The 21,516-nt window shown below is 52.6% G+C and carries 18 protein-coding genes and 1 pseudogene; 4 read left to right on the top strand and 15 right to left on the bottom strand.

What is annotated here, in order from left to right; genetic code table 11:
* Window positions 1-373 precede the first annotated feature (373 nt).
* The 14 genes from JCM25354_RS16515 to JCM25354_RS04140 form a co-directional block, all read right to left on the bottom strand.
* Window positions 374-2,176 (bottom strand): Hint domain-containing protein, encoded by a 1,803-nt coding sequence (locus JCM25354_RS16515; RefSeq protein WP_051537208.1) that lies wholly within the window; start codon window positions 2,174-2,176, stop codon window positions 374-376.
* Window positions 2,177-2,193: 17 nt separating this feature from the next.
* Complete coding sequence (locus JCM25354_RS19870) at window positions 2,194-3,945, bottom strand: hypothetical protein (RefSeq protein ID WP_051537209.1); 1,752 nt, start codon at window positions 3,943-3,945, stop codon at window positions 2,194-2,196.
* Between the two features lie 122 nt (window positions 3,946-4,067).
* A complete protein-coding gene (locus JCM25354_RS04085) occupies window positions 4,068-4,403 on the bottom strand; it encodes a hypothetical protein (RefSeq protein ID WP_025885063.1) in 336 nt (111 codons plus the stop codon).
* A gap of 58 nt (window positions 4,404-4,461) precedes the next feature.
* Window positions 4,462-5,883 (bottom strand): beta strand repeat-containing protein, encoded by a 1,422-nt coding sequence (locus tag JCM25354_RS04090; RefSeq protein ID WP_025885064.1) that lies wholly within the window; start codon window positions 5,881-5,883, stop codon window positions 4,462-4,464.
* Between the two features lie 941 nt (window positions 5,884-6,824).
* A complete protein-coding gene (locus tag JCM25354_RS04095; protein WP_025885065.1) occupies window positions 6,825-7,847 on the bottom strand; it encodes an L-idonate 5-dehydrogenase in 1,023 nt (340 codons plus the stop codon).
* Window positions 7,848-7,922: 75 nt separating this feature from the next.
* Window positions 7,923-9,200, bottom strand: coding sequence for an MFS transporter (locus JCM25354_RS04100; protein ID WP_025885066.1), 1,278 nt, complete (start codon window positions 9,198-9,200; stop codon window positions 7,923-7,925).
* Between the two features lie 178 nt (window positions 9,201-9,378).
* On the bottom strand, window positions 9,379-9,537 hold the full coding sequence (locus JCM25354_RS21290; RefSeq protein ID WP_159103441.1) for a hypothetical protein: 159 nt from the start codon (window positions 9,535-9,537) through the stop codon (window positions 9,379-9,381).
* A 38-nt stretch (window positions 9,538-9,575) separates the two neighbouring features.
* Window positions 9,576-10,766 (bottom strand): anhydro-N-acetylmuramic acid kinase, encoded by a 1,191-nt coding sequence (locus JCM25354_RS04115; protein WP_025885067.1) that lies wholly within the window; start codon window positions 10,764-10,766, stop codon window positions 9,576-9,578.
* On the bottom strand, window positions 10,763-11,671 hold the full coding sequence (locus JCM25354_RS04120; RefSeq protein ID WP_035446710.1) for an N-acetylmuramic acid 6-phosphate etherase: 909 nt from the start codon (window positions 11,669-11,671) through the stop codon (window positions 10,763-10,765). The genes JCM25354_RS04115 and JCM25354_RS04120 overlap by 4 nt, the downstream gene beginning before the upstream one ends.
* Complete coding sequence (locus JCM25354_RS16520) at window positions 11,661-13,016, bottom strand: sodium:solute symporter (RefSeq protein ID WP_051537211.1); 1,356 nt, start codon at window positions 13,014-13,016, stop codon at window positions 11,661-11,663. Before JCM25354_RS16520 ends, JCM25354_RS04120 begins: the two co-directional genes overlap by 11 nt.
* Window positions 13,013-13,186, bottom strand: a complete 174-nt coding sequence (locus JCM25354_RS22135) for a hypothetical protein (protein WP_243443890.1) — start codon at window positions 13,184-13,186, stop codon at window positions 13,013-13,015. The genes JCM25354_RS16520 and JCM25354_RS22135 overlap by 4 nt, the downstream gene beginning before the upstream one ends.
* Window positions 13,187-13,336: 150 nt before the next feature.
* Window positions 13,337-14,872 (bottom strand): carbohydrate porin, encoded by a 1,536-nt coding sequence (locus tag JCM25354_RS04130; protein WP_025885069.1) that lies wholly within the window; start codon window positions 14,870-14,872, stop codon window positions 13,337-13,339.
* 91 nt (window positions 14,873-14,963) lie between these two features.
* Window positions 14,964-15,602, bottom strand: a complete 639-nt coding sequence (locus JCM25354_RS20935) for a hypothetical protein (RefSeq protein ID WP_159103442.1) — start codon at window positions 15,600-15,602, stop codon at window positions 14,964-14,966.
* Window positions 15,603-15,848: 246 nt separating this feature from the next.
* A complete protein-coding gene (locus JCM25354_RS04140; protein ID WP_159103443.1) occupies window positions 15,849-16,625 on the bottom strand; it encodes a helix-turn-helix domain-containing protein in 777 nt (258 codons plus the stop codon).
* A gap of 189 nt (window positions 16,626-16,814) precedes the next feature.
* On the opposite strand from JCM25354_RS04140, the pseudogene JCM25354_RS16525 reads away from it, so the two are divergent.
* Both JCM25354_RS16525 and JCM25354_RS04150 read left to right on the top strand, forming a co-directional pair.
* Window positions 16,815-18,373: pseudogene (locus tag JCM25354_RS16525) on the top strand (4-hydroxyphenylacetate 3-hydroxylase N-terminal domain-containing protein).
* A 15-nt stretch (window positions 18,374-18,388) separates the two neighbouring features.
* On the top strand, window positions 18,389-18,928 hold the full coding sequence (locus tag JCM25354_RS04150; protein WP_025885072.1) for a flavin reductase: 540 nt from the start codon (window positions 18,389-18,391) through the stop codon (window positions 18,926-18,928).
* A gap of 6 nt (window positions 18,929-18,934) precedes the next feature.
* Here the strand turns inward: JCM25354_RS04150 and hpaR are convergent, their stop codons facing one another.
* Window positions 18,935-19,387, bottom strand: a complete 453-nt coding sequence (gene hpaR, locus JCM25354_RS04155; RefSeq protein WP_025885073.1) for a homoprotocatechuate degradation operon regulator HpaR — start codon at window positions 19,385-19,387, stop codon at window positions 18,935-18,937.
* Window positions 19,388-19,570: 183 nt separating this feature from the next.
* Between hpaR and JCM25354_RS04160 the strand changes: the two genes are divergently transcribed.
* Window positions 19,571-19,954, top strand: a complete 384-nt coding sequence (locus JCM25354_RS04160; protein WP_025885074.1) for a 5-carboxymethyl-2-hydroxymuconate Delta-isomerase — start codon at window positions 19,571-19,573, stop codon at window positions 19,952-19,954.
* 42 nt (window positions 19,955-19,996) lie between these two features.
* Window positions 19,997-21,511: a 5-carboxymethyl-2-hydroxymuconate semialdehyde dehydrogenase gene (gene hpaE, locus JCM25354_RS04165; RefSeq protein WP_025885075.1), complete on the top strand. Its 1,515-nt coding sequence runs from the start codon at window positions 19,997-19,999 to the stop codon at window positions 21,509-21,511.
* The last annotated feature ends 5 nt before the right edge of the window (window positions 21,512-21,516 follow it).

The raw sequence follows: 21,516 nt of genomic DNA on the forward strand, positions 1-21,516 counted from the left end.
CCGGATTGTGCTTCATGGAAGCTGCATCAGAAGATGCTACTGTGTTCATGATTGTAGATACCAAGTTTCGATTGATAGACAATACTTATATATTTCATATTATCGTTTTTATTTATGATATAAATATGTCTTCATACTACATGCTTTGCCTCTATTAATTTTTTTTTTCGATCAAGGCAGATCAGAGAAAACAATCTATACATCTAAGAACGAGCGCAGACTGTATAGAGCTTCCAGCTCCATATCGTTTCATTCAGGATGCCAGCTCCCGATCTGAATAAGCGGTCTCATCGTCGATAGTACCGCTTATTCAGATCGTCGCAGGTCTGATAGCTCATTCAGCTATCAGACCTGATTTTAGTGACAGTATCGTCTACTCAGCTACAAACAGCTCGCCTGGTGCACCGCCCCAATCTTGATACTGATCAGCGACAAGATACGGACCGGAGGAAAGTACCTGGATCATTAACACCGCGAAAGAGTGGATATCGCGTTCACAAAGCATCAACGTAGCATCCCCGGCCGTCCAACGTGCCGTGCCAGCTTCGTGCCAGCCAGGCAATGCGCCATTTCTCTGGTGATCCGTCAGCATTATTGTTCTCTGCGCATCGAAAAGAGTGACATCACCAATGAGCACGCCAAGCTTGCGGCGGTCATCGACAAAAGGTCCGACTGTATCATATGGGCGACTGGCGTGGCTCATGATACGCACACTTTTGACCATGGGGGGCAGATGGAAGACAAACTGTCCATCATTGCTCTTGCGGGGGAGAAGAAGGTCGCCGCGATCGGTTACGAGGCGCAGGCCGGAATTGTCCGTCGTCTCCTGCGACAACACAGGGGATTGCTCGGCATATGTCTCTGCTCTGGCTTTGATCTGCCGATACACAGGTTCGACTACCTCACGCTGAACCGCGAGACTGGCTGCACCATCTGCTTCCCAGGTCTTGGCAGTGGCGGGCAGCTTGTAAACGTTGCCGACCTGCTCAAACTGGCCACGATTGCCGGTGTCGAGATAGCTTTCGGTCAGTGCACCATTGGCGCGGATCACAGAATGGCGTTCAGTTTCAATATGGTAGTAGTCATAGCTCGGAACACTCTTGTCATAATAGATGGAACGACCGTTAACGAGCATACGAGCCGGGATGAAGTTGCCACCCAGATAGAGGCAATGCTCAGCCGTCACACGGAAATCCTGCTCGGGCACGTTATCGGCAAGGGCACCACGAGCAATCACGATGGGATAGCCGGCCATGTCATCGGCCAGGTTCGGATTGACCAGGCACGTCGCCTTCCCGACCCAGGTTACGATATCATTTTGTTCAACCTCACCGTTGATCGTCGTGATGGTATCACCAGGAGCAAAATCCTCGATAAGACGAGCACCGTCCGGAGTTGCGATTTCGACACCCCTCAGGAAGCATACTTCATAAACCAGCTTGCCGTTACTATCTGAAGCAAGCGTATAGCCATAGTTGCGTACGTTCAGAATGTTGAGCGTGATTGACGAACCGCTTTTGAGCGTAAGCGTGACATGGTTGACATCCGAATAGGATACAGACGTCACATCAGCCTTGTTTACATTGGCCAGTTTGATCGTGTCCGAAGCCGTCGCGCTTGACCCGTTAAAACCACTGATGACTGTCGTAGGGCTCGTTGTTCCGGTAATCGTGACACTTGCCGCCTGACCATCGTCAAGAACGACCGTCCCGCCTGCAGTTGCAGGAATGGTCGCAGCGCCAGTCCCGGATACGGAGAGTGACCCGGCAATCGCACCGCCCGAGGCCATGCTGAGAACACCGCCAGTATAGACAGTATAGTCTGATGCTGTGCCGCCGGAATTAACAAGCGCACTCCCCCCGGAGAATACTCCCTTGGACTGGAGCACACCACCAGACGAGGCAATGGCAGTTGCGCCTGACTGGACCGTCGTCAGGGAAATCGTGCCACCACTCTGCGCGGTGACAATACCACCTGAAATTATATAACCGTTCCAGACTGCACTGGCGCCGCTTACTACCACAGAACCATAGGCATTGTTATTGCCAGACGCGGTACCGCCCGCCTGAACAATTTCTGTACCTCCGGCCCGGATATTATGATTGGTCACAATAGCGCCTGATGTGACGACCTCAGTACCGCCGGACAGGATATCAACCGTCCCCGTACCGGACACATTACTGGTGTTGTAGGCTACCCCTCCAGCACTGACTGCGAAGCGCCGCCAGATGAAACAACAGTGGCGCTTGCAACGCCACCATTGCTGACAGTGACAATGCCTCCACTCAAAACTGTGGACGGAAAAAGTGTCGCACCGCTCAGGACATTTACAGAAACATTACTTGATACGTTCCAGCCTCTTGTATCTGCATAGCTTAACTGAAGATTTATTGTACCACCACTAGATGTGAATGTTGTATTGTTCGTTCCATTCACAGAAGTGTAGATATTTAATGTACCGCCATTAACGTTTACAGCTGATACAGAGCCGCCCGTGATATTCAGGGTTCCGCCCGCATTGAGCAGCAGTCCCGAGCCATACCCACCGCTACCGACAATCGCGAGACCTCCGGCATTTATGGGATCTGAAGCAAGAGTGCCGCCAGACGATACAACCAACGTCCCACCGGATCCCGTATTCGAAGACAATATTGTCCCGCCACTTTGCGCTGTGACAATACCACCTGAACTTACATAACCGTTCCAGACGGCACTGGCACCGCTGACCAGTACAGAACCATAGGCATAATTGCCGCCAGATGCGGTACCGCCCGCCTGAACAATTTCCGTACCTCCGGCCAGGATATTATGATTGGTTACAATTGTACCTGATGTGACGATCTCGGTACCACCGGACAGAATATTGACTGTCCCGGTACCGGCTGGATTAGTGGTATTGTAGGCCAACCCTCCAGCACTGACTGCGAAGGCACCTCCAGACGAAACAATAGTGGCGCTTGCAACGCCACCATTGCTGACAGTGACAATGCCTCCACTCAAAACTGTGGACGGAAAAAGTGTCGCGCCGCTCAGAACATTGACAGCAACATTGCTCGATACGGTCCATCCTCTGGAGTCAACATAACCTGACTGCAGATTAAGCGTTCCCCCGCTTGACGTGAACGTTGTGCCAGTCGTTCCATCTGTAGGAGTATAGATGTTTATTGTGCCGCCATTTACAGTTGTAGCTGATACTTTACCACCTGTGACATTCAGCGTCCCGCCGGTGTTGAGCGCAAGGCCAGAACCAACCCCGCCACTTCCGACAATCGCGAGGCCTCCCGCATTTATGGGATCTGAGGCAAGTGTCCCTCCAGACCGGGCGATCAGCGTACCACCGGACCCCGTATTGGAAGACAATATTGTCCCGCCACTGATCACGGATGCAGTGCCACCGCTGCTTACAAAGCCGTTGAACAGTGCATTTGCGCCGGAAACAATTACAGAACCAAAATTGTAGTTGCCACCAGACATCTGGGCTCCGGCGCCCACAGATGCCACGCCACCTACTTCAATGGTTGTTCCTCTCAGCGTCGCTCCACTGGCAAGTTTAACCACACCGCCGGATTTAATATCCAGTCCACCGCCAGCAGCCGCACTCTGCAGATCGATAAGACCGCCACTGGACGTAACAGTACCACTTACTGTTCCTCCACTGCTGACGATAAGCCAGTCAGCATATCCCCCTGAAACAATGCCTCCTGAGGCGACCTGGATTTGTCCTAATAGGTGCCCCGCACTCGCAGCGGACAGAATACCTCCGGAGGCAATCACTCCCCCATTGATTACGCCGCCAGCATCAAGCTGGACTTGGCCGTATACGTAACTAACAGACCCATTGCTCGCATAAGGTGAGTATGTGCCGCCACTTCGCACAACAACTACGTCGGCTGCGGCTACATTTCCAGATCTCGTCTGACCAGAACTGACATAGTAGGTTGTCATGATCTATTTCTCACATTATCTTTGATTACTGGGTTATTATTGGAATGCGACTTCAACGATCCCGGTTTTCTGGCTGCTGCGGATTACTTTATGCATACAGAACCCAATAGGCGTTTCTCCGGTCAGTTTAGGCGATCGGAAGGCTGTGATTGTCTGTCAATAATAGCCAGCGCCTCTAGCAGGGATCTGGCCAAGACACTTGCCGCGTCACGGGTCAACCGCAGATGCACGGTTGCTGCTATGGCTATACTCTCACCAACCGGCCGCTCTGCTGCCAGAGTAGTGGTAACCACATCACCAATAGTCCCATAAACCGGGACCTTGTCGGCGAATATCATCGGAGCATTATCAACATTTGTCATGACAATACGCTTGGTATCGCCAACATTCCCTGTATTCACGGTCTTGGCTGTACGTTTTGAAACGATGGTCCGATCATACCCGCTGATCTTGCTCATCTTGACCTCCCTGGCCCAAGTATGACGCCGAGTGAACCCGGCTGCTCCTATGTTCCAACTACGAAATGGTGATGCTGGACGCCTTCAGGTCGGTCACACCGAGGAAGGTCACCTTCATGCTGTTATCGAGCTGGATCGTGGTGTTTCCGCCTGAAACGGTCGCCGTATTGAGCAGATTTTTTATAGCCTGATCTGCATCAGCGGGTTTGTAGTTATACATGAAGAACATATTGCCCGCAGCGCTGCCAAAATCCGTGATGGTAATGTCACCACCATTATGACCGGCCAGTACGCCAAAACTGTTTGCCGCTCCACTGCCACCAGTAACAGTCGCATAACTGCTGCCGTTGGAGTCCTGAAACTGCGTTCCGAAAACAAAATGGTCGGAACCTGAAGTTCCAATCACTGTATTGCTCCCGGCACCCGTCCATGCCTCCAGTGTCCCCTTGGACGACGAAGCATCAATGTATTGATTGCCGGTAGCATTGGGCTGGTTTGCAGTAAACAATGCAAGGCTGTTTGTATTGACTGTCGCACGAAGATCATTAGCGCCCCAGATTGTACCGGTACCTGCACTGATAGATGTCGTACCGGTACCCGATATAAAGCGAAGTGCCCCCGAAACACTGATATTCTGAGCAGAACCATGATAGACTTGCAGATCACCCGCCGCGGAGATTGTGTCTCCAACCGTCCCGACAATGGTACCCGTTGCACCTGTGAAACTAACTTTGGACCCCGTACCACCAAAAACAGAGCTGTTAATTCCAAGAGAAATCTGGCTGCCGGTCAGAGCCGTATCAGCTACCAGGGCATTTGATTTGAGGGTAACAATCGAATTTCCACCAAGCAGGGTAACCGAATCTGACGCATTTTCGACACCGGTAATAGTGTCCTGACCTTCTGAGGCCACAAAACTGGTCCCAGTACCCAATGTGATGCTGTTCTGCCCTTGCCCGGCACGGATATTATTTACACCGCTCGCGGCAATAATCGTGTCATTTCCCGAACCGGTAGCAATCGTCCAGCTCCCGCTACGGCTTGCACCATCGAAAAGTGTGTTACCCGTAGTGGATACAAAAGTACCGCTATAGTTTCCAGCATAGAAACTTGTGTTTGTCGTGTTACTTGCCAGAACCGAAATACTGCTTGCAGCAATCCCGCTCCCATCGACCGTAACGGGGGCATCGAGAGGAGTTACTGTACCGGAGGCGTTGTTTTCGGATCCGATCAGGAGGTTGGTATATCCCCCGGTCATTGCGAAAGAGCCGCCAAGGGTGACGACACCCTGTACTACCGTGGCAGCAGAAGACTGTGCCGCGTTGGAACCTCCTGCAAGATCTACCGAGTTAAGTGTGCCGTTGGCCGAAGCATTTAGCAGCTGCTTGGCATATGTAGAAGCAAGACTCTCCATGCGGGCGCCGTCTATAGTGACCTCGACTGTCATACCTGACGAACCAACTACAGTGACAACGCCCATGTGGCGAACTCCACCTTGATTGCCATTAACGGCAACAAAAAAATCCATATCAGACGGCAAGACTGTAATTTTTGAAATTACCCAGGATCTGGGTGCACACCATAATTAGCGATTAACGGAAATCACGATGCGTCCGGCTTATCCTGACCGTACCTAGAAACATAATGTACATTTTTTCACTAACGTCAACACATTTCGTCACAACAAACACAGATCGTTATCTGATCGTTATTTCAGTTAATATCATAATAAATCCTATCCAATCATATTCGCGCTCTACAATACTCCTATTATCCAAGGAATAAATTTTTGATCTAAATCAAATTTTCTATGGATTATGAAATTGATTATATTAGTATTTGATAATACATTCTCAGTTCCCGTTATGTTGCCTTATATCTAACGAGAACAAGAAATTTCCGGAGGTTTTTGACGTTGCACGCTGTCACAGCATTTATCGCGCGCATATCTGAACGAATTCTCTGCGAAGGGAACTTATTGCAGCGATGGCAGTTAGCCGCTCAAAAAGGTCGAAACAGCTGTTGTTAAGGGGGCGAATCGTTCGACTTGAGAATTAAACTCTCTCTACGCGACACTTTCATACTTTCTGAATGATTACTTTTGGTTCATACGAGAGAACTGTCCTGCCGCCACCCATTCACTCTTGTGCCACGCCTCCGTCAAAGGTCGATTTATTCGCAACCTTTTACTTCAGTCCGATTTCTGAATAGCCAAAAACTGGAGGTCGTACGGCTTGTCATAGATAACCAGCCCATTATCCATGCATATAAAACGAATATATCTGAAAAATATAATATTTCTATCAATTTTAAATTTGTTTGCTACGCATTACATACAAATATATTGGCGCCATAAGAAACTATATCGTTCAATAACAACAGCCTTATGCCACCAGACGAGCCTGTCAATCGTTTTACTGCTCAGAAACTGAGCAGCACCTTCATCGCCTCGCGACGATTGGAAGCAAGGTCAAACGCCCTGCCCGCCTCCTGAAAAGCAAAATGCTGGGTTACCAACATTCCCAGATCAGCCTTGCCTGAATCAATCAGATCGACAGCGAGAGAAAACTCCTCACGAAAGCGAAAAGATCCGATCCAACTAAGCTCGCCTGCGACGATACGGCTTTGTGGCAAGGTGACATCATCACCTAGACCGAGCTGTACAATCGTGCCGCAAGGAGCCATTGATTCCAGCCCGCTACGAAGAGCCTGCTCGTTGCCTGAACATTCGATCAACACATCGACCGAACGCCCAAGCACAGACAGTTTCTCTGGTGTTTCACACGAGTTGATAACATGATCAGCTCCGGCTTTCAGGGCCACAGCCAGGGGCTCCGAAAGAATATCGGTAACGATCACCTCTCTGGCACCATTAATTCTGGCTGCAATAGCGACAAGAGTGCCTATAGGTCCTGCCCCGGTGATCAGAAGGCGTTTGCCCATCAGGGAGCCTGCACGGCTTATCGCATGAAGTGCGACAGCAAAAGGCTCGGCAAGGGCGAGTTCAGCTGACGTCTTGTGACTTGCCTTCACACATTGGCGTGCCTTGCAAACCAGGTCCTGCCTGAAAGCTCCGTCAACATGAGGGTCGCGCATCGCGCTGCCATAAAAGCGCATATCAGTACAATGATTGGCACGCCCAGCAAGACATTGCGCACAGTGTGTGCATGGAAGACCTGGATTCACCGCAACAATATCGCCAACGGAAAGAGTGGTAACGTCAGGCGCCTTGTCAGTGATATGCCCTGCAATCTCGTGACCCAGAATCATGGGGTGCTTGATACGTACAGCTCCAAAGCCACCGTGATGATAATAATGCAGGTCAGAGCCGCAGATACCCCCAGCCTCCACACGTACCTTCACCTCACCTGATTGCAAGGCTGGAACCTCACGCTCCTCAATCCTGAGGTCATGAGGAGCATGAATGACGAGCGCCTGTGTCATGACGATATTCCTTCGACGTTTGGCAATACTGCGATCAGAGCTCTGAAACTACTGTCACGTTGCAGTCCTCACGCCTCAACTCCGCGTGTTCTCGGGCGCAGAAATACGCTCGACGGGGCCCATGATAAAGAGATAGGAGAGTGCGCCGACAATACAAAGTGCTCCTGCAACCGCGAGAGGCAAAACAAACGAACCTCCCGTCAACGTCAGCAATAGACCAGTGAAAGTCGTAATTCCAATTCCTGCCAGATTGGCCGCGCCATTTTGCAACGCACCAATCAGAGCAACATTACCTGCACTTGGCGCTACCTCACCTGGCAAAGTCCAGATATTGGCCGCAGTAAAGGCCAGAGCAGCATAGGAAGCACCCATTAGTACCAGAGCGGTCACCGAGCTTTGAACCAATGGGGCAAACGCAATCACGCAAGAGACCAGCATCCCGCCAACCAGACAGGTCTTTCTCGCCCTTGTTGCACTCCAACCACGGCGCAACAAGGCATCCGAGACTGCTCCGCCAATCCAGCCGAAAGGAATAGCAAAGAGCGCTGGGAACAATCCGTAATACTGGACCTCCTCCATCGAAAAATGGCGGGCCTTGATCAGAAAGGTCGGAAACCAGGTAATAAAGAAATAAATAGCAAAATTGAGACAGAAAAATCCGATCATCATCCCCCAGATCGTGCGCTGCTTCAGAAGATAACCGAGCGATACCGGGGAATTTTCTATCGGTTCATCATGCGTTCTCTGACTCTCACGCAACAGAGCGCATTCTGCTTCGGTAACATGAGAATGATCTTTCGGATCGCGATAGAGCCAGAACCAGACAGCGACCCATATAAAACCAAGAAGACCCGTCCAGATGAAGGACTGTCTCCAGCCGACGCTTGCAACAAGCCAGGCGACCAGCGGCAAGGCGAGAGCCGAGCCCACACGCGAACCACTGTCGAAAATGCTGCTGGCAACCCCCCTTTCCGTACGGGGAAACCAGTTGAACACCACTTTCGCAAAGCCCGGCAACGCTCCGGCCTCACCTACACCAAGCAACAGGCGTGCGGCCAGCAGGCTGGGCAGGCCTGAGATAAAAGCCGTCGCCGCCGTGAAAAGTGACCACCACAATACAGAGCCTGCCAGACAGCGGCGCACGCCAAAGCGGTCGATCAGCCATCCAACAGGAACTTGCATAAGAGCATAGGTCCAGAAAAAGGCGCTCAGCCCGAGTCCGACCTGAAAGGACGACAGATGCAGCTCCGCTTCAATATGCGGTACCGCTATGGCAAGATTTGATCGATCAAGAAAATTGATGATATTGGCGACGAAACAAAGAGCAATCATCTGCCAGCGCAAGGGGCTCATTGACGATCTCCACCTGATCGACCAGCAGAATTGCCTTGGCCGACCAGCGTGCCTTGAAGTCAGACTTCTCCTCAAACCAGGAAGAAGTCCGAATCATCAATCTGCTTGGCCTGATCGAAACCTTACATAACCATGACTAATCTGCCATCTTGAGAAAAGTCACAGCTGTGTGATCTGGTCAGTTGCAAGTGTGGAGAACTGCCTTGGGACTATCAACCGCGTAGGAACTTGCGGTCGGATCATTGGCACAAGCCGCATGATCGATGCCGTGACAGGCGGTCAATGTCAGCGCGCCCACGAGAATTGCCAGAAACTTGCCCATTTTCGATCCATCCATTGTTTCCGTACCATGAACGCATCAACAGACCGAAACTGTCAATCAACTCCACCTGCGGTATACCTGACCTGAGGGTCAAACCTGCCCCCATGATGATCGTTGCAAAACGCCAAAGCACGAGATGGCCTGATTGCAGCGCAACTCAGACGGCCGCCCGTGAAAAATCCTTCAGCACCAGTAATTCCCGGTGCTGAAAGCGGCAGGCCGCGCAGGCTGCGCATGGCAAGATAGGCAAAACATTCAGCCTCGACCATATCGCCGTTCCAACCCAGCGCTTCGACGGGCGCAACCCTGCCAGCAAGGGTATCGGCAAGCCCCTGCATCAGGGCCGGATTATGCCGCCCGCCTCCGCAGACAAACCAGGCGCGCGGCGCTTCCGGCAAAATCGTTTCGGCTACTGCCTGTACTGTGAAGGCAACGAGCGTGGCTGCCCCGTCTTCTGCAGAAAGCGGCGCCAGCAGATCCAAAGCCGCAACAAATTCCTGACGGTCGAGAGATTTGGGTGGCAGGCGTTGGAAAAACGGCGCTGCGAGCAGTGTCGAGAGCCGCGCTCTGTCCACCTGACCGGCACGTGCCAGCGATCCGTTACGATCGCAGGCAATACCTGTGTGCTGCAGGGCCCAGTCATCAAGAAGGGCATTCCCTGGCCCTGTGTCACAGGCCAGAATAACACCGTCGCGTCCTATGAACGTGACATTCGCGACACCACCAATATTGAGAATGGCGACCGGCCCTTCCTCCCCTGCCAGACAGGCAGCGTGATACCAGGGTGCCAACGGCGCCCCCTCTCCCCCAGCCCGCACATCGTCACTGCGAAAATCGTGAATAACCGGTAACCCTGTCGCACCAGAGAGACGCAAGGCATCGCCAATCTGCCACGTACGCCCTTCCTGTGGCGCATGAAACAACGTCTGACCATGAAAGCCGATCAGATCGGCTTCTTTCTCCGACGCCAGAACCTGACGCACGGCCTCGGCGTGAATATCCGTCAGAGCGCGCTCTGCACAGAGCAGCTCAGGCTCATCTCCTTGCAACTCTGCAGCCCGAGCGAACAGATCATATAATACGCGACGCAAGTCAGGCTCATAGCCAAGGCTGAGCGACGCCCCTCGGCGTCCGACTGTCATACCATCAGTTTCGATCAGCGCCGCATCCACTCCGTCAAGTGAAGTACCGCTCATAAGACCAATCACGCGCAAAAACCCTGATCCAGCAGACCGGCTGTTCATACCTTTTTCACACCCGTAAGAACTGCATGGAGATTATTATCGTTTTCCATCAGGGCTACTTCGGCTTCTTCCAGAGTCATACCATGACGCAGCAGCACAGCACGTTTGACATTACCGGAGCTGACCCTGAGTGCCTCACCAATCTCGGCATCGCTCCCTCCGGCAAGGCAACGGACCATCTCCACGGCGCGACGTCCAAGCTTGGCATTCGTCACACGCATATCGACCATCAATCCACAATAGACATGACCCAGACGAATCATGAGTGTCGTTGAAAGCAGATTCAGGGCAGCCTTCTGGGCCGTACCTGCTTTGAGCCGTGTCGATCCGGCAATAGCTTCCGGCCCTGTCGGCAAGAGAATACCCAGTTCGCTTTCGCGCAGCAGACGCGTCTCAGCCACGCAGCTTATACCAATGGTCAAAGCACCAGCTCTACGCGCTGCGCCCAATGCGGCACAGCTGTAAGGCGTGTTGCCACTGGCCGCGATACCAAACACGACATCCTTTGGTCCGACACGGTGCTCGGCCATCTCTCTTATGGCAGAATCTTCATCATCTTCAGCCCCTTCGACCGCTTTAGACTGAGCGTCGTTTCCTCCTGCCAGCATCAGTACCAGACGATCTGCCGGCCAGCCATAGGTCGGCGTCAGCTCTACTCCGTCCTGAATACCCACACGTCCTGCAGTGCCAGCTCCAACATAGAACAGGCGTCCACCGTCACGCAGACGTGGCACAGCGGATTCAACAACGGCTTCCAGTGAGGGCACCGCCGCACGTACCAGCGCCGTTGCCGCCATCTGGGCCTCGGCAAGAGATTCGAGAATAGTCGTGGTGGGCCAGAGCTCTATTGTCGCATAACGCGGATCATGCGTTTCAGTCTGCACAAGAGGCGGCTTACTCATCATGATGCTCCTTGAAGGCCCGTTGCGGCCCGGTTCGTTCCGGATAAGGGATTCTGGCAAGCCCGACAGCGCCAAGATGAAACAGGATACCAAGCGGAACAAGCCAGGAAAAAGCGATTGAAAAACCCGCCATCTGTCCGCCAATCAACACAAATGCCATCATTCCCAACGATACAACAAACCCGACTTTGACAGCACGCACGCCAATTCCCGGCAAAAACAATGCACACAAAAAAACACCAAGTGTCGGCCCGTAGGACCAGCCTGCAATGGTGAGCCCGAGAATAACGGCCGATTTGCTCCCCATGGTAAAGAGCGCTGCCCCAAGCAGCAGCATAATACCCCAGAAAAGCGTCATGAAACGCGGTGCGGACAGTGCCTGTGGCACGTAGCCCGCAAACCTCATAACATCTTCTACCCAGCGCCGCGGTGCTGGACCAAAATCGGTCAGGCTCGCCCCTGCCATAGCATTGAGCGTCGAGGATAAAGAGCCCATCGTGGCACTCAGCACTCCGGCAATCAGCAGACCGGAAATTCCTGCCGGGAGCGCAGTTACAATAAAATGTGGAAACAATGCGTCAGGAGAATCAAATCCCAACACATCGAGACTCCTTCCTGCCTCGGAAATCCAGAGCTGCACGCCGAGCAGAGAGAGCAACCCGAACAGTACAGCCACCACGACAGCACTTCCGATCAGGGCAAGACGCGCTTCACGCAAAGAGCGCGCTGCAAGAAGGCGCTGCACCATAAGCTGATCCGTACCGTGAGAGGCTACTGAAAGTACCGCTCCACCAATCACGGCAGCAACAATCGTGAACGGATCATGCCACCAGTTATAGCGCGTCACGGGGTGGAAGACATGCAGCAATCCAGCCTTCCATGCCTGATGCCAGCCTGATGCGCTAAGAGTAGAACCGACAAAAATCACGCAAAAGACAGCCCCCGTTCCATATAACCCAAGCTGGATGGCATCGGACCAGACAACGGCACGGAGCCCCCCGAGAATTGTATAGACAAGAGTAAAAGCAAGAATACTGCCTAACACCGTCCAGCGACCAAGCGGCATCCCGCTATGGGAGAACAGCCAGATTACCGGCAGCGCTCCAGCCAGAAGACGGATGCTCTCAGCCAGAAAACGCGTTATGAGAAACGCTCCAGAAGCCAGACGCTGCATGGATGCCCCATAACGCCTTCCAAGCAACGTATAGGCGCTTGTCAGGGCTCCCTGAGTATACATCGGCAGAAACCAGTACGCGACGATACTGCGCCCCACACAATATCCGGCAGCAATACCCAGAAAAACGAGCCCCTGCGTATAACCGACACCCGGGATGCTGATGAAAGTCAATGTCGAGGTTTCTGTTGCCACCAGGGACAGACAGAGTGCCCACCAAGCAGATCGTGATGCGCGGAAAGAAAATCCTGCGATGATCCTCCTGCCCTGCGACTCACACGCCAGATCAGAAACGAGAGTGACACGAAATAAAGAATGATAACGACGAGATCGAGCGGCTTCATGTCACCTTGTCAGACTACAGCGGTGGGGAAGAAACCATCATGTCAGACAGATCAGCACCCATACAACTCTTCATGGACCCTGCCTGCTCCTGTTCAACATTGAGGCAGCGTTATGCCTGACAAAGGGTGATATCAGAGCACAGCCCGGCTTCAGTGTGCGGAAAGGCCCGTAAGGAAACCCATATCAATAATGAGCTGTGCAGCAAGGGTAATACCATTTGCGCTGACTCTTCTGGCAGCGGGATTAAAGTAATTATCGGGATTGAACACATACTGGATGCTGGGTTCGATGGCGATACCGGGATAAAGAACGAAATGCCCGCTTCCCTGAAGCCGCATGATATTCTGTGATCCCATTCTCGGATCACCACCATTGCCGATACGCATAAGTCTCTGGAACATCATCTGATGCTCCGAAGCTCTGATATAGCTGAATTTGATCTGCTCCCTGTCCAGCTTTCCGAACAGACCGTGATAACTCAGCCCGCCTTCGGCAAGCGCACGAAAAGGCGCTGCCGGATCTGCAGCAAATCCGAAGCTGCCAAAAACATTAATTCCCTCCGGCATGGGTGAAGCGACGGGATGTTTGTGGTCCCGGCGCCAGATCAATTGCTGGAGGCGGAATTCAGCGCCTGCGCGTCCGTAATGGGAGCTTTTGGTATAAGGATCAGTATACCGGGAACTGTTGAAGAAACCAGTAAGCTGATAACGACCGCCATAGAGATGGCTGACCTGCAGGCGCCGATAATTAAACCCAGCCATGACAAGGTAACCGCTTGCGGTTCTTGTATCCCAGCGCCAGCCATTCCCGCCTTGAAAATACTGGTTCATGTTGGCTTCAAAAGCACCAGCTTCGAAACTGATGTTCTTGTAGACCTTGGCAGTGACATACCCCCCCCAGGAAGCATAAGGCGGTGGAAGAACGCCGGCGGAGGCCTGCATGATCGGATCTACGCAGTTCAGCGCATTGTCGCAGTTGTTGAAAGTGAAATAACGACGCGGATGTGTTCTGCCGATTGAAAAATTGACGCGGTTTTTGAAAAGTTTCTGTTGATAGGTCATCAGGGCCAGCCAGCCACCAGAGAGATCGGTATGCTGCTCAACGCCTGCGATATAGGAACCGACAGCTCCAGACCATCCTGCTGCAGCCGGATAGGTTGAATTTACCGTAGGACGGAACAATATTTCTTCGAAATGAATCTCTCCCCCCTGGATGCCTGCGAGTTTTTCAAGGCTTGCATCGAGACCAAGAGCAATTCCGGTGCCCAGGGTAAAACGTCCCGGTCTGGGGCCGAGATCAGGGTTGGTCATATAGATCTGGTTGAAAATGGCGTGAGGCGTAAAACCGTTGCGACGCAGGAAACGCCCCAGAAATGTAAGCGGGCCGGTTGGCGCTTTCTCATCCGGGCCAAAAAGCAGCGGCACCCCGGCAAGTACCTGCGGAGGAAGCTCGGAGGGAACAAGCGTCAGAGGCCCCTGAACAGCAACGTATTTCTTTTGCAGTTCTCTGGTAACACGCTCTGACTCTTCTGCCTCCTGACTGGGGAGTGACACGGCGGCCCGGGAGTGTCCGAAAGATGCCATGCCTAAAACGGCAACATATCCCCAGAGGAAGACCTTGCGGCGATACGCTGAAATAAAATGACGGGTGGGCGCAAAATATCGCACCACGGAAATTTTTCCCATGAAATTCCCCCTCCGACCAGTGTCGTCGAGCATTCAGTCCTGAGTGTGATGAAAGGGTGTCTGACGGACCGTCCCGTCAGTGTTCTGTCCTTCAGCCGCCTGCCCGTTCCCGGGTGCGTCCATTATCCGAAGCGAAGGAAAGGATCGCACCCAGAGCTATTCCAAGATAGGCGGCGAACAGAATTCGCCATGTGTCAGGCAGAAGAAAGGTGATCGTGTGAGCTGGTGTCCAGAAAAATACCAGGCAAAGCCCGACTATCCTTACCCAGCGCCCAAACCCTTCTTCCCTGATATAGACAAGAGGTGATCTGAAACCATTGTCGAGAAAGCGATCAGTAATGAAATGCGTGAGCATCATGAAGAAACCATAGCCCGAAAATACATTCATCCAGGCGCTGATCGCAAAAGCCGTAAATATTGAGGGAGACGTCGGACCGACAAAGCGGTGAACACCGGCATCAAGAATCATGAATGAGGTTGCGATCCAGACCCCGAAACATCCCCAGATAAGAGCACGCGCCAACAGACGTTCGGGGATCCATCCCCCCCGGGTAAGGCGGCGCTTGAGACATTCTCCAAATGACGCCAGGAAAAAGAATTTTATATAGGCAAGCAGGAAAGGATGAGAATGAACGTTCCTGACCAGGAATAAAACAAAGAAACTTATACAGATCACATAGGCCAAAGCGACCAGATCCGACCATCTGACCCGTTTATCCGTTTCAGACACGACAGAATTATTCTGTTTTTCTGACATTGAAACCTGTCCCCTATAACCTGGGCACCGCTCTTGCCGCCGGGCCAGACGTTCAGCCGGTATTATCTGTTTTCCCCGTACACTCATGGATACGAGCAATAGGGGTTCTAATCTGGAGAATTGCTTACAGGTTTTTAATTATCATGTTAACTAAAAATCCGGAACTTACTGGCAGTTCACACAAGCTTGTTATTCGGTGTCAGAGTTTTGCGACGTTTTTCAGGGTTTCTTTGACCAGTTCCGACGCCATTCCCTCGGTGAAACACCACATTCATTGTGAAAGAAACGGGAGAAATACGCCGGGTCAGGGATCCCTATTTCAGCCGCGATGGCCTCGATGGACCTGATTGTAAACGCAAGAAGACGTTTGCTCTCCTGCAGCTTCCGATCAAGAATCAGACGCTTGAGCGTCTGGCCGAAAGCCGACTGAGTGGCCTGATTGATCTGATAAGGAGTGTGATGAAGTATTTTCGCATAATCCGCGACTGTCCACGCCTCGCGGAAATGAAGTTCGATCAGTTCACGAATACGGGTAGCAAGCGTCGATTGCTCATGATGAAGCAAGGTGTGCCCAACAGACAGGGCCTCCCCCAGAACCGCAATAGCCAGTCCGCGCACGATCTGACCAGATGTATCAGGTGAAGTCTGATACCGCATGCATGCCGTTACCATAAGCGCCTCCATAAGCGGAGTCGGCTGCACACCTGGCCGTGTATCCCCTATGATCAGGGGCGTATGGGACATGTTTCCCTTGAACAGCAAATCCTGACTGACCACGTCATGAGCCAGGGAAATGACGATTGCATCAGATCCTGATGTAACATCGAAACCGTGGACGATCTGCGTCGGAACATAAACAAACATCGGCGCCTGAAAGGTCAGCTTGCGGTCTTCTATGATATAAATGCCGTTTCCTTTGATCCACAGACAAAGCTGGCACAGATGTTCATGCCGATGAGATTCGACGTGCCCGTTATGGAGGAAACGTCGATCCATGACCTTTTCCACATGAACAAATCCAACATCACCCGAGCTGACCTCGTTGCCGTAAGTCTGAAAGCTTGGAATAGACGGGGCGGAATTCATTAAAAAAAGTCCATGTTTTGTTTACTTTTCTGCATTCAGTCACCTGGATGAAACTCTTACCGTCCGACCCCTGAGATCAAATCAGGGGAACATTCAGAAATGAGCGACTCTTCCGGAAGACATGAAGCTGGGAAACAGGGCACGTCGAGCAACTCCGTGCGCCCATTTACCGGTGAGGAATATCTGGAATCCCTCCGCGACGGCAGGAATGTCTATATCAACGGAGAGCGGATCAAGGATGTCACTACTCATCCAGCCATGCGCAATTCGGCGCGATCACTGGCCCGGCTTTATGATGCATTACATGACGAGACCCTGAACAAGGATCTCGTGACCAAGACAGATACCGGCAACGGTGGCTTCACACACAAAAGTTTCCGATCACCCCAATCAGCTGAAGATCTGATCGGCCAGCAGGCTGCAATCGCCCAGTGGGCTAGAATGACCTATGGCTGGATGGGCCGAACTGCTGATTACAAGGCAGCCCTTACCAACACATTGAATGCCAATGCAGAGTGGTATGGCCCGTTCGCCGATAATGCGCGTGCCTGGTACAAGAAGACGCAGGAGCGTGTTCTCTTTCTCAATCATGCCATCGTCAATCCGCCGATCGACAGACATAAACCTGCCGAAGAGGTCAAGGATGTCTTCGTTCACATCACGAAGGAAACCGATGCCGGAATTTACGTATCCGGCGCGAAGGTCGTTGCGACCTCTTCTGCCCTGACCCATTACAATCTGCTCGCCCAGAGCTCGGCAACAGTTACTGAAGATCCGTCCCTCTCGGTTACGTTCATTGCCCCTATGAATGCCCCGGGCATCAAAATGATCTGCCGGACATCCTACGAGGAAACAGCCAACCGGACAGCCTCACCCTTCGATTACCCACTCTCATCCCGATTTGACGAAAACGATGCCATACTTGTGCTGGATAATGTTTTCGTTCCCTGGGAAGATGTTCTCATTCTCCGGGATGCCAAGAAAATTCTGTCCTTCCCGATTGGATCGGGTTTCATGCAGGGCTTCTGCTTTCAGGGGTGCACACGCTTTGCCGTGAAACTGGACTTTCTGGCCGGATTGCTTGCCAAGGCCCTGCGCTGTACCGGGGGAGACGCCTTCCGCGGCAATCAGGCTGCTCTGGGCGAGGTTATCGCTTGCGCCACCTTTTCTGGTCACTCTCGAATGCCATGGCACGCAAGCCACAACAATGGCAGAACGGGGCCGTGTTACCGGACATCGAAGCGGCCATCACCTATCGCGCCTTCATGTCAGACGCCTATCCTCGCGTAATCGATCTCGTCAGACGCTGCGTGGCCTCAGGTCTGATCTATCTGCCCTCTTCGGCAAAGGATTTCGCCAATCCCGAGATTGACGGCTATCTGGCGCGCTATGTTAGGGGATCCAACGGAATAGACCACAAGGAGCGCATCAAGATCATGAAGCTTCTGTGGGATGCCACAGGAACCGAATTTGGTGGGCGGCATGCCCTGTATGAACTCAACTATGCCGGAACCCCTGAAGAAGTCCGTCTGCAAATCTATCGTGGAGCTGAACGCGGGCCGCTTCTGAGAGAAATGGAAGCGCTGGTTGAAGGCTGCATGAGCGATTACGACGAACATGGATGGACCGGCAAGACCTGGTTGCCCCCTCTGGGCTGAGAAGGGATAGAGATCATGGTACCGCATCAATCATCCAGCAGTAATGAAAATACAGCAGCAGACAGACAACTTGCTTTTCGTGCCGCCATGGCGCGTGTAGGCGCGTCGGTCAATATCATCACCTCAAACGGTCCTGCCGGGAAAGGAGGGTTTACCGCGACAGCCATGTGCTCGGTCACGGATGACCCGCCAACCCTGCTGGTCTGCATGAACCGGCGTTCGGCGCAATGCGATCTGTTCCTGAAGAATGGCGTTTTGTGCGTCAATGTACTGGATCATGCCCATACTGATCTGGCCGGTTTCTTTGCCGGAAAAATCACGGAAATGCAGGAGCGTTACAATGCGGCAGAATGGGACAGCCTGCCATCAGGAAATCTGGCCCTGCGCGATGCGGTCGTCTCCCTCGACTGCCGTATCAGCACCCATCATACGATAGGTACACATCACGTCATTTTCGCGGAAGTGGAAACCATAAGGATACGCGCCGAGGGGAACCCACTTCTCTATCTCGATCGAGGCTATGTCCAGGCAAAAGCCCTGAACAAACCCGGCTGAATCTTGTCAGAACTTTGCCAGGTCGTCGAGCAGTTCCAGCAGGAGAGCGATTTTCTCCTTGCCGAAATAGGTCTCGATGGTGCGATAGATTTCAAGACGATCTGGCGCAATCACCCGCATGGCTGCTTCACCAGCCGGTGTCAGCCTGAACAGATACCGTCGTCGATCTGTTTCTGACTGGATGCGTATAATGAGGTCACGTTTTTCGAGCGCCGCCAGGATGCGTGTCAGACTTGGAGGAAGAATGAACGCTTTTTCAGCAAGCTGCGCTGCATCCAGAGTGTCATATTCAAACAGGAGTCGAATGACACGCCATTGCTGTGTAGTGAAATTATGCTCTGCAAGCATTGGCCGGAATCGTGACATCAAAGCCTCACGGGCTCTGAGCAGGGCAATGGGGAGCGCTTTCGTTGACTCATGGGGCAGATCAGCAAGAGCGTCTTCTGCTGGGACAGGCATTTTCACTGATGATCTTCTGACTTTCGATAGATGCATTTCCAGGAGTGCTTTGCCTTTGATGATCTGGATCACGAATACAGGATGAAAAGAATATAACGCAGTTGTGTGGATACTTAAAGTAACCTCTTCGTCTATAAACTTAACACGTTAACTATCAAATCGAGAGTTTCCCCGGAGGTCACCATGCCGCATCTTTCGCTGGAATATTCAGGCAATCTGGACAGGACCATCGACATGGCGGGTTTATGCGCTGCGTTGGGTGAAACACTTTTCAAGACAGGCTTCTTCGAAAAAGGGGCGATCAGGGTCCGCGCCTTCAGAGCCATTGCCTGGGCCATTGCCGATCAGCAGCCTGAGGATGCCTTCATCGATATGTCTTTGCGTATCGGTGAGGGCAGAAGTGCGGAAGACAGGAAACATATCGGCAATATGCTTTTTGCCACTGCAACTGACAGACTTCTGAGCTTTTTTGATACGCCGAATTTCGCCCTTTCGCTTGAAGTGCGTGAAATCGATTCCGCTCTCAGCTGGAAGAAAAATACTATCCATCACCGTTTCAGGAAATAATCGACAGCGACTGGATACTTCTCATTTGGCACGGGTGTGACAATGGAAAACCTGCAAACAAACCTTCAAAAGCTTGATCACTATCTGGAATCTGTCCGCAAGAGCGGGGTATCCAACTACATCAATGGTGAAAGCCGACAGGCTATCAGTGGCGAGCAGTTCGAAACAATATCACCGGTAGATCTGAAACCGCTTGCCCGGGTTGCTCGCGGTGATGCGCGCGATATTGACCTGGCGGCGAAAGCAGCCAAGGCTGCACAGCCTGAATGGGCCGCAATGAGCGGCGTCCAGAGACAGAAAATCCTGCATCGCGTTGCTGACGGAATTGTAGCGCATGCAGAAGAAATCGCCTTTCTGGAATGCATTGATACCGGGCAGGCCCTGCGCTTCATGTCAAAGGCTGCCATTCGCGGTGCGGAGAATTTCCGCTATTTTGCCGACAAGGCTCCATCTGCACGTAATGGTCTGTCGCTCCCCACGACTGGCCAGGCCAATATCACCACCCGTTACCCGGTCGGGCCGGTTGGGGTCATCACGCCGTGGAACACGCCTTTCATGCTCTCGACATGGAAAATTGCCCCTGCATTGGCCGCAGGCTGCACTGTGATCCACAAGCCTGCTGAGTTCTCTCCGGTTACCGCCTCCCTTCTGGTGCGCATTGCTGCAGATGCCGGTCTGCCCCCGGGTGTATGGAACGTGGTCAACGGGTTTGGCGAGGATGCCGGTGCGGCTCTGACGCAGCACCCGGATGTCAAGGCGATTGCCTTTGTCGGCGAGAGCCGGACCGGCTCAATGATCATGAAGCAGGCGGCTGACTCGCTGAAACGCTTTCACTTCGAACTGGGTGGGAAAAACCCGGTTATCGTTTTCAAGGACGCCGATCTCGAGCGGGCAGCCGATGCTGCCTTGTTCATGATCTACTCACTCAACGGCGAACGCTGCACCTCGTCGTCGCGTCTGCTTGTCGAGGCCGAGATCTATGATTCATTCATGGCTACTCTGGCCGAACGGGTGAAGGCCATCAGGGTCGGCCATCCCCTCGATCCGGAAACAGTCATTGGCCCTCTCGTTCATCCTGTTCATGAAAAGAAGGTTCTCGAATATATCGAGATCGGCAAGGCAGATGGCGCAAGGATCGCTGCTGGCGGCAAAAAACATGCTGGTCCTGGCGGGGGCTGCTATGTCGAGCCCACATTATTCACGCACGCCAGCAATACCATGCGCGTCGCCAGGGAAGAGATCTTTGGCCCTGTTCTGACGGCGATTCCCTTCTCGTCAGAAGACGAGGCAGTCAGCATTGCCAATGATACGCCTTACGGCCTTGCCGCCTATCTCTGGACTTCAGATGTCACCCGCGCATTCCGTGTCTCGGAGAAGATCGAGGCAGGGATGATCTGGGTGAATTCTGAAAATGTCAGACACCTTGATACACCTTTTGGTGGGGTCAAGGCATCCGGGATCGGGCGCGATGGAGGAGACTGGTCGTTCGATTTCTATATGGAAACGAAGAACGTCTCATTCGCGACCACGACCCATCACATTCCTCGTCTCGGATAATTCAA

The organism is Asaia prunellae JCM 25354 (genome assembly GCF_000613885.1).
In the GTDB taxonomy this organism is placed as follows: domain Bacteria; phylum Pseudomonadota; class Alphaproteobacteria; order Acetobacterales; family Acetobacteraceae; genus Asaia; species Asaia prunellae.

Bases quoted from the DNA above. Each gene is read 5' to 3' on its own strand.
- JCM25354_RS19870 (WP_051537209.1), bottom strand. From the start codon at position 3,945: ATGACAACCTACTATGTCAGTTCTGGTCAGACGAGATCTGGAAATGTA.
- JCM25354_RS04085 (WP_025885063.1), bottom strand. From the start codon at position 4,403: ATGAGCAAGATCAGCGGGTATGATCGGACCATCGTTTCAAAACGTACA.
- JCM25354_RS04090 (WP_025885064.1), bottom strand. From the start codon at position 5,883: ATGGGCGTTGTCACTGTAGTTGGTTCGTCAGGTATGACAGTCGAGGTC.
- JCM25354_RS04095 (WP_025885065.1), bottom strand. From the start codon at position 7,847: ATGACACAGGCGCTCGTCATTCATGCTCCTCATGACCTCAGGATTGAG.
- JCM25354_RS04100 (WP_025885066.1), bottom strand. From the start codon at position 9,200: ATGAGCCCCTTGCGCTGGCAGATGATTGCTCTTTGTTTCGTCGCCAAT.
- JCM25354_RS21290 (WP_159103441.1), bottom strand. From the start codon at position 9,537: ATGGATGGATCGAAAATGGGCAAGTTTCTGGCAATTCTCGTGGGCGCG.
- JCM25354_RS04115 (WP_025885067.1), bottom strand. From the start codon at position 10,766: ATGAACAGCCGGTCTGCTGGATCAGGGTTTTTGCGCGTGATTGGTCTT.
- JCM25354_RS04120 (WP_035446710.1), bottom strand. From the start codon at position 11,671: ATGATGAGTAAGCCGCCTCTTGTGCAGACTGAAACGCATGATCCGCGT.
- JCM25354_RS22135 (WP_243443890.1), bottom strand. From the start codon at position 13,186: ATGAAGCCGCTCGATCTCGTCGTTATCATTCTTTATTTCGTGTCACTC.
- JCM25354_RS04130 (WP_025885069.1), bottom strand. From the start codon at position 14,872: ATGGGAAAAATTTCCGTGGTGCGATATTTTGCGCCCACCCGTCATTTT.
- JCM25354_RS04140 (WP_159103443.1), bottom strand. From the start codon at position 16,625: ATGGATCGACGTTTCCTCCATAACGGGCACGTCGAATCTCATCGGCAT.
- JCM25354_RS04150 (WP_025885072.1), top strand. From the start codon at position 18,389: ATGGTACCGCATCAATCATCCAGCAGTAATGAAAATACAGCAGCAGAC.
- hpaR (WP_025885073.1), bottom strand. From the start codon at position 19,387: ATGCCTGTCCCAGCAGAAGACGCTCTTGCTGATCTGCCCCATGAGTCA.
- JCM25354_RS04160 (WP_025885074.1), top strand. From the start codon at position 19,571: ATGCCGCATCTTTCGCTGGAATATTCAGGCAATCTGGACAGGACCATC.
- hpaE (WP_025885075.1), top strand. From the start codon at position 19,997: ATGGAAAACCTGCAAACAAACCTTCAAAAGCTTGATCACTATCTGGAA.